Below are 13,271 nucleotides of genomic sequence, written 5' to 3' on the forward strand. Positions count from 1 at the left end.
TAAATAGATTATTAAATTGCAACAAATAACAAAGTAAGGTTGTCGAAAATTTAACAACCTCTGGGGGTATGATAAACCCTTTTGAGGAAGAGCATCCTTATGCAACAGAATGAATTGGAAGTATGACAATGAATCTTGAACCTTGCCCTGGTGTGCTTTGTGCACAGATGCTCCCGTTGTGACGTTCAACAATTTTCCGGCAGATAGCTAAACCAATACCAGTACCTTCGTATTCGCTACGACCATGCAGGCGTTGAAACACGTTGAAGATGCGGTCAAGGTACTTTTCATCAAAGCCAATACCATTATCTTCTACAATAATTTGACAAAATTCCACAGCATCTTCAGTGTCGAATTTTTCACCGTATATTTTAACAATAGGTAGTTGCCCTTGAGCGTGGAATTTCAGAGCGTTGCCGATGAGGTTTTGTAGCAATTGACGCATCTGTAACGGGTCAGCGTGAATGACAGGTAACTCGCCTACCTCCACATATGCTCGGGTTTGTTGAATACGTACTTCCAAATCAGACAACACCTCTTGTGTAATTTGTGTCAAATCCACTACTACAAAAGGCTGCCCTCTACTGGTGACTCGCGAAAGTGTTAACAAATCTTCAATCAAGGCTTGCATTCTGCGGGTTGCATTCTGCATCCGTTCTAGGTAATCAACTCCCTGTTCGGTTAAAGCATGGCTACAAGTGACTTTTAAGCGATCGCCAAATGTCTTAATCTTACGCAATGGCTCTTGCAAATCGTGAGAGGCGATGAAGGCAAATTGTTGCAATTCTTCATTGGAACGGATAAGTTCTTGCCGTTGACGAGTTTCTTGTTCTAGAAGTTGAGCTTGAGCAAGGGCAATACCTATCTGATCTGCCAACTGTCGCAAAAGTTCAGTTTCCCAGCTCGTCCACTCGCGAGGTTGAGTACACTGATGGGCAATGAGCAGTCCCCAAAGTTGATTTTTCAGGATAATAGGGACAATAAGGTTAGATCTGACATTAAGTTTTTTGAGAAATCCCACATAGCAAGGCTCGATCCCACCATTCTCGATGTCGGTAACAGCACTAACTCGTCCGTAGCGGTATTTGTCGATGTAATCTTCGACAAAGCAAGGGTCATTAAGGTGGTGTCCAAGAACGGCAGGCACACCCTCGACCACAGCCTCTTGCACCACCCTTCCCGAACCATCTGTAAGTAGGCGAAAAATTAAGACACGCTCACAATTCAGCAGCTTTTGCACCTCTTTTACAGTGATTTGCAGAATTTCATCAATTTGTAAGGACTGACGAATTTTTAAGGTGACATCGGCGAACAATTGCGATCGCAAGTTCTGGCGCTGTAACTCTTGTTGAACCCGCTTGCGTTCAGAAATGTCCATCATTGCCCCAATGATCCGTACCGACTTGCCTATATTGTCATGAACTACATAACCGCGCTCAAAAATGTAGGCATAAGAACCGTCTGCACGGCGAAAGCGGTATTCATTCGACCAGAATTGTTGATTGCTGTTGATTACAGCATGAATGTCAGAAACAATCCTCTGGCGATCGTCTAAGTGTATATGCTCATGCCACCAAGCGACTTCGGTTTTGACGGACTCTGGTGAGTAACCAAACAAAGTCTGTACGCTGTCATTCCACCACATCTTATCGGTCACTAAATCCCAATCCCAGACAGCATCATTAGTGGCACGAGCGAGTATCTGGAAACGTTCTTCGCTTTCTTGCAGTTTTTCCTCTGCCAACTTATGCTCAGTAATATCTGTATGGGAGCCTGCCATCCGCACTACTGTATCTTGCGAATCCCACAGTGCTTGACCCCGATCCAAAATCCATTTATAGTTACCATCTTTACATCGGACTCTATACTCACTCATGTAAAACGGAGTTTTCCGAGCAAAATGGTCTTGAATGACTCGAGTTACCCTGGTTATATCATTTGGATGCACCCGGCTTATCCATTCATCTAAATGATTAGCAATCTCATGCTCAGAATAACCGAGCATTTCCTTGGAGCGAGTCGAGAAGAACACTTCATTAGTTTTCACGTTCCAGTCCCAAATGCCATCATTATTGCCCCGCAAAGCCAACTGCCAGCGTTGCTCACTTTCTCTGAGGGCATCCTCGACTCTCAAACGTTCAATGGCTGTAGCCAGCACATTGGCAACTGCCTGCAAGAAATAAATTTCATCTCTGCTGAAGGTCCGCTGTTTGGTTGTGTCTACCTCTAAGACACCAAAAGGACGCTCTTTACCATGAATGACTACCGACAGACCACTGACCACTTGATGGTCACGCACCAGTTGTGGTCTACTGAACCGAGTTTCTGTGCCGAAGTCTGTGACCACTATTGGTTCGTTAGAAAGCAGAGTATAGCCAGCTTGGGAATCCTTTTGCGCGCTAACTGTTGCATATCCTACAAGCCCTGGCTGCCAACCCACTCCAGCCCGTAGCAGTAAGGTGTCATCATCGCTTAGGAGTTCCAAAACCTTGCAATACTCAACCTTAAGGCTTTGAGCAACGAAGGTAACAGTTTCGTGCATCAGCGTGGTTAAGTCTAGACCAGCTAGTGCCAGTTGACTGAGTTCTGCGACAAGTGCCTGTCGGTTGGCATAAACTTCTAACGCCTCTTCCGCTTGTTTGCGCTTGGTGATGTCCATCGTTACCCCAGTTATCCGCAGCGCTACGCCACATGAGTCGCGAAAGACAACACCTTTGCTTGCCAACCAACAAATCTCACCTTCATGACAAACAACACGAAATTCTATGTCGTACTCTACCCCTTCCTTGAGCGTCTGTATCATCGAATAATTGACAAAATCTTGGTCTTGGGGATGAACGCGTTCAAGAAAAGCTTCATAGGTGGCACTTTCCCAGCCAAAGAGTCCTTTAAGGTTATCTGACCAAGTCAATTTGTTATTGGGGATATCCCAGTCCCAGGTACTCATGCTGGCTGCTTCTAACGCCATCACCAGTTGCGCCTCGCGACTCTGCGCCTGCTGGGTTTGCTGTCGCAATTTCTGCATGGCGTGACGCGCTTCCAAAAGACGACGCACTCTTTGACGCAAGACTTGCCAGTTAATTGGTTTGGTAATGTAATCAGTGGCACCAGCTGCAAAAGCCCGAGCCACGGATGCGTCGTCATGAAGAGCGGTAATCATCAACACGGGTGTTTCTCTGCTGCCAGGCAGTTTTTGCAATTGAGTGCAGCAGGTAAACCCATCCATCATCGGCATCAGGGCATCTAGCAGAATTATATCTGGTTGTATTTCTCGATACACATTTAATGCTTGCTCGCCATTGATTGCCTCTGCTATTTGATACCCTTCTTTTTGTAGTAAAGTCCGTAGTTGTAACCGTGTGAAAGCGTCGTCGTCTACAACCAGAATCAAATTAGTCATTTGTTATTTGTTATTTGTTATCTGTTATTCTCCCTCATCTTTAGTTTGCAAAACGAAAGTGAACCCTGGCTGCTTCCCCTACTTCCAATCCTAACTTTTACCGAAAATTTGGGTTTAAAGCCCCGCCCTAGAAGGGCGGCTTTTGTCGAGAGTTCTGATTAACTCTCTAAGTACATCGTTGAGGCTGCGCTCTTTGTCTTTGCAGTGCTGTACCAGCAACGCATACTCTTCGTCCGAACATCTAACTGTTAACTTTTTAATGCCGTCATTAAGCCGTCAATATGCTATCATTTTAGCATGAAAACATTGAAGTTTAAGTTGTACTCACACAAGCGCAATAGATACCTCAAGCGGTCAATTAACGCCGCTGGGGTAATCTATAACCATTGCATTGCCCTTCATAAACGGTACTACCGAATGTGGGGCAAGCACTTGAGTTGCGCAAAACTTCAATCTCATATTGCCAAATTGCGGAAGCGTAACCCGTTCTGGCAATCAGTAGGTTCTCAGGCAGTACAGGATATCTGTCAACGTATCGAGAAAGCATATCAATTGTTTTTCAAGCACAATAAGGCATGTGTTAGACCACCAGGATTCAAGAAAGTTAAGAAGTACAAATCATTCACCCTAAAGCAAGCAGGATATAAGTTTCTTGGTGGAAATAGGGTCAATATTGGGCAGAAGGTTTATCAATTTTGGAAATCTAGAGAGATAGAAGGAACGGTCAAAACACTAACCATTAAACGCACGCCATTGGGTGAATTGTTTATGGTTATTGTCGTTGATAATTGTCCTGAATCTGAAGCTAAATTCACGACTGGTAGGATAGCGGGATTTGACTTCGGGTTAAAGACATTTCTCACTTGCTCAGATGGTTCCAGTATTGAATCACCCCAATTCTTCAAACAGTCTCTCAACGCTATCAAAAAAGCTAGTAGACAGCACTCTAAAAAGCTAAAAGGTTCATCCAATCGAGAACGGGCAAGAAAGAATTTAGTACGCAACTATGAAGACATTTCTAATGCTAGACGTGATTGGTTTTGGAAGTTAGCCCATGACCTAACTAATAGGTTTGATGTGCTTTGCTTTGAAACCTTGAACCTTAAAGGAATGCAACGTCTTTGGGGTCGTAAAATCTCTGACCTAGCTTTTGGGGAATTCCTGCAAATTCTAGAATGGATTGCCAAAAAGAAAGGCAAGCAAGTCGTATTCGTGGATCAATGGTATCCATCTAGCAAAACTTGCTATCACTGTGGACACGTTCTAGGAAAACTGGATTTATCAGTCAGAGAGTGGCGTTGTCCGTCCTGCCACTCGGTAAATGGGAGAGACGAGAACGCAGCTAAGAATATTTGTGCGGTTGGGGCATCAACTGCTGGGTTAGACGATGTAAGACGGGCAACGCCTGCAATTGTTGTTTGAGCCTAGAATCTCCGCCCTTATAGGGCGGGGAGTATGTCAATAATCATTAGAAATAAGTGAGTGCAAAGTTTTTAGCAACTCCTGTGCCGTATATGGCTTAGGTAAAAATGCTATTAGCTTAGAGTCTTGCTCTAGTGGCACTTGTTCACTTGTCGCTAGTCCACTCACAGCAACGATACGTAGCAGAGGGTTCATTTTCTGTAATGTGCTGATGGTAGTGACTCCATCCATATCTGGCATCATCATATCGATAATTGCCGCACTAATTTTATCTTTATGCTGGGCGTAGAGCGCGACTGCTTCTATGCCATCACTCGCGGTCATTGCTTTATAATTATTATTTTCTAAAGAAGCTTTGGTAATTTCTCGGACAGCAGGTTCGTCATCTACAACCAAAATCCATTCTCCGTAACCTGTCGGCATTTCTAGGTCTTCCATAAACTGCGTCGCTGCTGTCTTGACTGCTGGCAGGTACACTTTAAATTTTGTGCCTTTGCCTATGTAACTAGACACCGTGACGAACCCACCATGACCTTTAATAATGCCCATGACTGTTGACAGTCCCAGCCCGGTTCCCTTACCAAACTCTTTAGTTGTGAAAAATGGTTCAAAAATTCTATCTAATTGTTCGTTAGGAATACCAACTCCCGTATCAGAAACTGTGAAGACAATATAGGAACCTACTTTAGCATCAAGATGCATTTTGGCGAAATTTTCATCAATAAAAACATTCTTGGCAGCAATTTTTAAAGTTCCGCCATCGCTCATAGCATCACGAGCATTGAGACATAAATTCATCAGCACTTGATGCAGTTGGGTACTATCACCACACACAGGTAATAAATTAGATTGAATTTCCGTTTGAACCGCTATCGATTTCGGAAAAGTTTGTTCAATAATTTGGTTCATTTCTGAAATCAAGTGCTTCAGTTGAAGGATAGTATGCTCGCCTTCAATTCCCCTGGCAAATGACAGCACCTGTTTCACTAAATTTGCACCGCGTTTGGCATTATTTTCGGCGATCGTTAGCATTTGGATACTGCGTTCATCAGCAGATTTTGCTTTCAGCATTTGTACCGACATCAAAATTGGAGATAGCACATTGTTCAAATCGTGAGCAATGCCACTCGCAAGGGTGCCTATACTTTCCATGCGCTGATTGCGTAAAAATTGCTTTTCTAGTTGCTTTTTCTGTGTGATATCAGTATCAACAATCAGGATTGATTTTGGTTGAGAATGCTCATCGCGTACTAGCGTCCAACGACTTTCAACAATAATTTCTTTGCCAGATTTCGTGATTTTCTGCAACTCACCCTGCCATGAACCAGCCTCTAAAACACTTTTGTAAATCTCGCAGTGTTGCGACAACGTTTCGTTATCTAAAATTTCTGAAGCATTCTTACCAAGAGCCTCTTGATCCTTCCATCCGTAAAGGTTCTCAGCACTTTTATTCCATAGTAGAATTTGATTATTTAAATCACGTAAAATAATTGCGTCTGTAGCTATGTCAAGCAAAGCGGCTCGTTCGCGGATTTGCTGTTCTGCCAGTTTGCGTACCGTGATATCTTCAAAAATATATAACCGTGCAAAATATTGGTCGTTTTCATCTTGAATGCGCCTGGAAAAACGCCTGATAGTGCGACCATCATTCAATAAAATTTCGTCCTCACATATGCAGGTTTCACTTGGAGTGGGTTGACAAGAGATGAAAGGAGAAACTTCTGTAAATTGGCAGCATTTGTTTATAACATCCTGATGTTTCAATTTGCCGCTGTCAATTTGCTCTTTCAGGTGTTGAATGCCCCAAATTTCACAAAAACGTTCATTGACATAGAGAATGTCACTTGTACGGTGATCAACAACGTAAAATGCTAGTGGAGAAACACCAGTCATTGAGCGCAAAAGCGCTTCTTTCCAACGCAATTCTTCTTCTGCCTGTTTGCGTTCAGTAATATCCTCAACGATGTAAGCAAATCGCGGACGGTTCACTGAACTTTCTCCAATTGCCGAAACTGTGGCTCTTAGCCACCTCTGCTGTGTTAAACCATTGTGAAGATGTTCAAAGCTTATGGGTACTTGCAGCCTTTCTGCCTGACGAAAATAATCAATCCAGTCGCGCACATAATCTGGTGATAAACCGATTTCACTGGCAAGGCGATTTCGCATTGCTCCTGGGGCTAGCCCAAAAAATTTTGCTGTGGCAGCATTATCAGAAATATGCAGGATATCATCATTATCTAATAGTTCGACTATCCCCATCATCATCGGCGCACTGTCAAAAAAGCTGCGGAGGGTGAATTCGCTTTGCCGCAGTGCTTCTTGTGCTTGCTGGTACTCTGTTTTGATCCTAGCGACTTGAGTTAAATTCCGGCGTAATTCCAGTTTTTTGATAATGAGGCGGCTAATCGCTTTCAGTGACTCCACCTGTTCTGGTTGCATCACGCGCGGTACGCGATCAACGACACATATTGTCCCGATCGCCTGTCCCTCTGGTGTGATTAAAGGTACTCCGGCGTAAAATCTCACGTAGGGGGCAGAAGTGACTACCGGATTAGTGGCAAACCGTTTATCAGCCAAGGTGTCAGGAATAATCAAAACATCGTGTTGATCAATAGAAAGGGGACAGAACCCGATATCTCGGGGCATTTCTTCTACATCCAACCCGACTTTGGCTTTGAACCACTGACGGTTAGCGTCTATCAAATTTATTAATGCGATCGGTGTAGCGCAAATCTGGGCGGCTAAGAATGCCAAATCGTCAAATGTTTGTTCTGGTGATGTGTTTAGAATCTGATACTGGTGGAGAGCCTCAAGCCTCGCGACTTCATTGTTAGACAATAAAGGGTTCATTATATCTTTTCCTATAAGAATTGAATTATTGCTTGCCCTGATGTGATACACGGTTCTCCAGATTCTTAAATGCGAAAGTTTCTGCATTGGCTGATTTTTGAACACTGCCTACTGTAAGTTTGTTTGCAAGTGCCGTATACATTTACTTTTTTAGTTCTAATAACTAGAGGTACGGCACTCTCAGACTACTTCCAAGTAGTAGCTCTAAGTGAGAACTTCCCTCTTAGTCAAATCAGTGCTTGCTGCACTTGATAGCTCAACTCAGTCACTATCGGATTCTTCAAACGAATCCGATAGTGACTTTGTGACTTCATTATAGTAATATGCCTAAAGGAGGATGACAATTTTTTGCATTTTTCCGTAGTATTACGTAGATTTTCTGCCAGCCTAAGTAGATATTAGTAATAGTTTTTAGGAATTAAGCGAAAAATTCTTTAGAAAAAAGCGGAAAAAGTCCGTTTGTACGTAATCATTTTGCATTACATTAATAGAGTATCAAAACGAGACTTGGAAATATTGTCAACAGACTTGTTTGTAAATTGATGTAGAATGGTGAAGCGGGAAGTGCGTAAATTCCTATAAGGAATAGAAATCATTAAGATGAACTTGGGTTTAACACCTTCAGCTGCTTCTGTAAAATCGAAACCTGAAGATAGCTTTGCCATTAGCTTTGCGCCATTGTATCTTGAGGATGTTTATGCCAAAGCAGATGACCCAGCAAACGGCGCAGTTGTGGTCATGAGTGGAATGGTTCGCAACCAAACAGGTGGTAAACCTGTCGTAGCCCTAGAATATCAAGCTTACGAACCGATGGCAATGCAGGTGTTTTATCAAATTGCTGCCCAGATTCGTCAAAAATGGTCTATTGTGACTCGGGTGGTCATTTATCATCGCGTTGGGCGCTTACAAGTTGGTGAAATCAGCGTTTTAGTCGCGGTGGGTTGTCCGCATCGTTCCGAAGCGTTTGAAGCTTGTCGCTATGCGATTGATACTCTCAAACACAACGCCCCCATTTGGAAAAAAGAACATTGGGCAGATGGTTCAAGTACCTGGGTGAGTATTGGTGCTTGTGAAACCCAGGGTTGTTAAACCCGAAGGAAGAAGATCGAACAAACAAGGAAGAAGGCAATTAGTGGGGTACCTTTTTCCTTCTGACCTCTTGTTAATTGTTTGGTAGGTAAGCACAAATAAAGTTAACCTGTGTTCGCGCAGCGTCTGGTGACAGGAGAGGGCTGTCATTAGTTAGGAGTTAAGAGTTTCAGGCGTTATCATCGCTTTTCTTCGATCTGTTTATTCCTACTGAGTGATTCAGCGCTCACGAGTAACAATAAACTTATAACTTCTTTGCACTTTTTTACAAAATTAGGAGTATCTATTTCAGTTTGTTACTATTTGCTTATCCTAAAAGATTATTCCTTTAGACTGATCTCCAATAGAAATAGAAAATTTTTGGGATAGAAACCCATGAGTTCAGTAAATTTAGTTTGTCACGATTTTTTTGTGCTTCTTTCCTTCATAGCTTGTATTACTGGTCTATTGTTACTATGGGAGCGCAAGCAGCAAAAGGATGAAGCGGAAGAAACAGAGCGAATTCTGTTTAGGATGAGCTTTTCTTACTGGCTAGTTTACTGTGTTGCTTTTGCTATCCAAAAAATAGTTTTACCTGATTGGGAAACTATAATGATGAGCTTAAGGATAACTGCAGCACTGTCATATTTCTTAACGTTTTCTTGCATCGTTAGTCTGCCGCTCCATAAATTGGCAGTGCGTCATGTAGAGGATTAATCATTAACGTACTCCCCTAATTAAAATCTAGGGGATTCTTAAAAGATGTTATGAGGCAGGACGGCACTTGCTCCAAGTCGGGGAACCCTTTCACCAGTTGCCTGCAGAGGGAAACCCTCCTGCAGCACTGGTTCACCAACGCAGTGCCTCATGAATCCGTGCCTCTCCACCTTTGTTCCTGTTTCTTTGACTCTTGACTAGACTGTTGAGCATAATGCCCACCCTACAGAAAACTGCTTAAATTGTGAGTTCTGAGTCCTGAGTTCTGAATTATTTGAGAGTATTGATTACTTTTTCATGGCGATCGCGATCGCTTCTTGGAGTAGATTCTGATCCAAATTTGTCAGGATAAACACCTCTTGCACTGTTTTCCCGTGGCGGGCGATCACCTTAAAGCCACCCCGAATTGGTACAGATACTCGCAATTGTAAATGAGGGCAGTGACCTTTCACGCGCCCAAGCTGTCCCGGTGTAACGGTTTGAATCCCATCTTGCCGTATTAAACGTTCAAGAACTGGGATAAGACCACTAATATGGGTCGAGTGATTCCAAACTAATCTGCCCTCAGTGGGTTTTGCCATTATATTTTATTTTTCTACTATTATGCTGCTTCCAGAGGAGCCATAGTTAAACCGGCTCGATGCAGCTGCTGGTGGTACAATTCAGCGGCTTCTTGGGGACCGATCCAAACAATTGCTTGACCATCGTAATGCACTTGGTTGGTAAGTTCCCAAGCGCGATCGCTAGTCATACCTGGTATATACTTTACCAAACAATTGTGAACATGCTCGAATGTATTAAAATCGTCATCTAATACAATCACTTTATAATTCGGATATAACTTACGGGTCACTTGACTAGATCGTTCAGGAGCTATAGTTGGTGCTGTTGCCATCCCGTAAACAGCTGCTGAAAGTCTGGGTACCATAAAATACTTAGCCAAAAAGCTTAACCAAACTACACTACGATTAACTAGTTTAGTCCATAGTCTATAGTCAAGAGCCATTGGACTTTTGACTATGGACTATAAACCAATACAGTTCAGTTAAGGATTGATCCTCCCTAGCCCTCCTTAAAAAGGAGGGGAACTAAGCCCCCTTTTTAAGGGGGTTGGGGGATCTTAACAAAACTAAACACCACTAACTGAACCGTATTGGACTATAAACTAATTATTTCCAATCATCCCAATTTTGGTTAAAAATTGAGGTATCAGGGAAGGCGGTGGGGTTGCCATTTTGCTCTAACAACTGTTTCAGGTTTTGTAGTTGCGGTTCTGGTAAGGGCAATTGATCTACAAGTTGGTAAGGTGCGGTGCCATTTTTCAAGGCAAAAGCCGCTGTCGTTCCAGCTGCTGCACCAGCAGACCATTCAAAGGAGTGTACCCTGTAAGCTGCTGCGGCAATGTGACTCGTCGCAATGCTTTTACCACCCACAAGCAAATTGTCGATTTTTTGGGGAATCATCGCCCTGAGTGCGATTTGGAAAGGATAAGCTTGCCCAGCACCACGCCTTTCGCCTGGACGTTCTGTATTTCCAGGCGCTTCCGGAGGGCTTTTGGTCATGCAAGGATGAAAGTCTATGGCGTAGTGACCGATACCTATAGCATCGGGGAAGATTGTAGAACGAGTACGCCGCGCTACATTCTCCGCACGTTTCTGACCTGAAAGTACTGATGCTGCTTCTAAACCAGACAGTGATGCTTTCAAGCGGCGATACATATCTGCCGGTAGAGTTGTGCGATAATACTCGTCATCATAGTTGCGACGAGAGATATCAATTTCCCAAATAGAAAAGCCTTCGGGTTGTCCCCAGCTGGGGCGTCCAATAATGCGTCGTCCTTCCCGCATATAGGGATGTTTCGACAAACCATGCGCTGTCCCCATCGGCGAATCTAGCCCTGATAAAAAGCGGTGATTTGGTTCTGGCTGCTTTACACCATCCCCCAATTGCGAATCTGTATTCCCAGCCGTCAACCAGTAATAGTACCCCAAAGAGATTTCCTCACCTTTGCGTAAGGCTTCTGTCCGCAATCCGCCCATCCAACCTCCTGGTTTCAATTGCCCAGAGGCTTGTAACTGTTGGCGAGAGTAAATGAGGTTATCGGCAGAGGTTCCTGGACGGTAATCATTGCCCCAAGTCCAGTTTTGCATCGAGATGTCCCCTGGGGTAGGACCTGTAAACTTCACTCCTCCGAATTCCATTGGTTGTCCTTTTGTGGGACTCCAAATGCGACGGTAGGTGAAAACCAAGGGAAAGCTTGCCAATCGCTTTAATTCATAACTATAATATGGCGCATACTGCGAATAGAATGGAGGCATTGTTTGGGGTTGCGGGTCCTTAGTAGCCTCCATTGCAAAGGTGTAGGTAAAGCCTTGGGTACAGAAAGGATCGTTTTGAGTACTGGAAGAAGAAGGCTCTAAGTAAGAACGAGCATCAATACCCAATCTGTAAGGAACATCAGCCAAACCGATAATTTCCCCGGTTTCCGAAGTGTCTACTACATACCAGTTCGGGGCATTACTGCCAGCTTTACTTTTAGTTTGCTTGGGGGCAAAGCGGACAATGGTTTTGGTAAAGCGAGACGAGTTTTCGTAGGTGTAAGCGTCTTCGATGGTTTGAGATAAAGGAAAGGTGTTGAGGGGCGGTGTACCTTTGGCTGGTTGATGTTGGATAGCGATCGCACTACTAATTATTTTCCCGTCACCACTATATTCCAACTCTTTAATCACCGTGTTCGGGAACCATTGCAACCTTCCTCTGCCCTTTCTTTCAGCATCTTTAAGCATCGAAGTCAAAATTTCATGACCATCGCGGGGGAGAAAGCAGGAGTCGCTCACCCAACAGTCGCCGGGGTTGCGGTTACCACGGTATTTGCGCTCAATTTGGTTTCGCAATTCCAGATAACCACGTGAGTAGAATAAATTGCGACGCTGGGTTGGTCGTTCATCAAGTGCAGAAGTCCCTTGGGAAGAAATTTGTCCTCCCAGCCAATCGGTAATTTCGCTCAGACAAACCGTTTGCCCTGCGAGTAAAGCTTCATAAGCCGTGGCGGCACCAGAAAGTCCTCCACCCACAACAAGGATGTCACAATTGACTGTTTTGTCTGGTGTTCTGGGTGGTGCAGCGATAACAGCGTATGGTGCGAGAAAAGAGAGAAAAGTAGAGCAAAGAGTAAGTAGAGATAGCGATCGCTTCATTATCAACAAGATCCGTTCAACTCCTAAATCAGCTTCTAGAGCATTTTTTTCAGATTGACTGGCGATTTTTTCAGAGCGACTAAACAAACAAAACCTACATATGCAGGTTTCCGTAGGTTTTATACCCGTCTGTTTTTTCAGGTTTTTAGTCCTTAGCGCGAGGACTTGCGTTTCGCTACGTAGGGAATTGATTCCCACAGCAAATCGACAACCCTAACGAACGGGTACACAACCCTAGGGACGTGTACGAGCGTCTGCGTTTGACAAGCCGCAATATCGCTTTCGCCAGCTACTATATCAGTAATTTAAGACGCTACCATCGTGAAAATGTTCTTCACAAGCTTTTTCCAACAACCCAGTTATGGTTTTTCAAAGGGTGCCACAATTCGATAAATTCGTCAAATTATAGATGGTTGAGTTAAGGCACCCTACTTCAATTTAATGTTTTCTTTGTAAATGAATTCTAAATTACCTTGAAACTTATCCAAATCAAGAATTACCAGTCACCACAATCAACTCAGAGCAAGATAAATGGGGTGAATGCGCTCGCAAGCGTCGTACCATTTGTGCATAAGTTCATTTCATCGACATCTACTAAGAATTAGAAGGAGAGCAAA

General features: G+C 43.6%; 9 protein-coding genes. 3 read left to right on the forward strand and 6 right to left on the reverse strand.

Features of this window, described 5'->3' with window-relative positions; all coding sequences use genetic code 11:
• Positions 1–97 precede the first annotated feature (97 nt).
• Both V5G28_RS15780 and V5G28_RS15785 read right to left on the reverse strand, forming a co-directional pair.
• A complete protein-coding gene (locus V5G28_RS15780) occupies positions 98–3,400 on the reverse strand; it encodes a PAS domain-containing protein (RefSeq protein WP_332997002.1) in 3,303 nt (1,100 codons plus the stop codon).
• A 114-nt stretch (positions 3,401–3,514) separates the two neighbouring features.
• The gene (locus V5G28_RS15785; protein ID WP_096562821.1) at positions 3,515–3,661 is read right to left on the reverse strand and encodes a ribbon-helix-helix protein, CopG family; all 147 of its coding nucleotides are present in this window, start codon (positions 3,659–3,661) and stop codon (positions 3,515–3,517) included.
• Positions 3,662–3,697: 36 nt separating this feature from the next.
• On the opposite strand from V5G28_RS15785, the gene V5G28_RS15790 reads away from it, so the two are divergent.
• Positions 3,698–4,822: an RNA-guided endonuclease InsQ/TnpB family protein gene (locus V5G28_RS15790; RefSeq protein ID WP_332997004.1), complete on the forward strand. Its 1,125-nt coding sequence runs from the start codon at positions 3,698–3,700 to the stop codon at positions 4,820–4,822.
• 36 nt (positions 4,823–4,858) lie between these two features.
• Here V5G28_RS15790 and V5G28_RS15795 read toward each other — a convergent pair whose 3' ends face one another.
• Entirely contained in the window at positions 4,859–7,672 is a 2,814-nt protein-coding gene (locus V5G28_RS15795) for a hybrid sensor histidine kinase/response regulator (protein ID WP_332997006.1), read from the reverse strand.
• 600 nt (positions 7,673–8,272) lie between these two features.
• Between V5G28_RS15795 and V5G28_RS15800 the strand changes: the two genes are divergently transcribed.
• Both V5G28_RS15800 and V5G28_RS15805 read left to right on the forward strand, forming a co-directional pair.
• Positions 8,273–8,761 carry a molybdenum cofactor biosynthesis protein MoaE gene (locus tag V5G28_RS15800; protein ID WP_096562823.1) on the forward strand — a complete coding sequence of 163 codons (489 nt, stop codon included), beginning with the start codon at positions 8,273–8,275 and terminating at the stop codon, positions 8,759–8,761.
• 375 nt (positions 8,762–9,136) lie between these two features.
• Positions 9,137–9,457, forward strand: a complete 321-nt coding sequence (locus V5G28_RS15805; RefSeq protein WP_096562824.1) for a hypothetical protein — start codon at positions 9,137–9,139, stop codon at positions 9,455–9,457.
• 287 nt (positions 9,458–9,744) lie between these two features.
• Here V5G28_RS15805 and V5G28_RS15810 read toward each other — a convergent pair whose 3' ends face one another.
• From V5G28_RS15810 to V5G28_RS15820, 3 genes are all read right to left on the reverse strand, one after another.
• Positions 9,745–10,038, reverse strand: a complete 294-nt coding sequence (locus tag V5G28_RS15810; RefSeq protein ID WP_332997010.1) for a DUF2103 domain-containing protein — start codon at positions 10,036–10,038, stop codon at positions 9,745–9,747.
• A 20-nt stretch (positions 10,039–10,058) separates the two neighbouring features.
• A complete protein-coding gene (gene clpS / locus V5G28_RS15815; protein ID WP_332997023.1) occupies positions 10,059–10,385 on the reverse strand; it encodes an ATP-dependent Clp protease adapter ClpS in 327 nt (108 codons plus the stop codon).
• Positions 10,386–10,626: 241 nt separating this feature from the next.
• Positions 10,627–12,654: an FAD-dependent oxidoreductase gene (locus V5G28_RS15820; RefSeq protein WP_332997025.1), complete on the reverse strand. Its 2,028-nt coding sequence runs from the start codon at positions 12,652–12,654 to the stop codon at positions 10,627–10,629.
• Between the last annotated feature and the right edge of the window lie 617 nt (positions 12,655–13,271).

Origin of the sequence: Scytonema sp. PRP1, assembly GCF_036697665.2 — a bacterium.
Taxonomy (GTDB): Bacteria; Cyanobacteriota; Cyanobacteriia; order Cyanobacteriales; family Nostocaceae; genus Kalymmatonema; species Kalymmatonema gypsitolerans.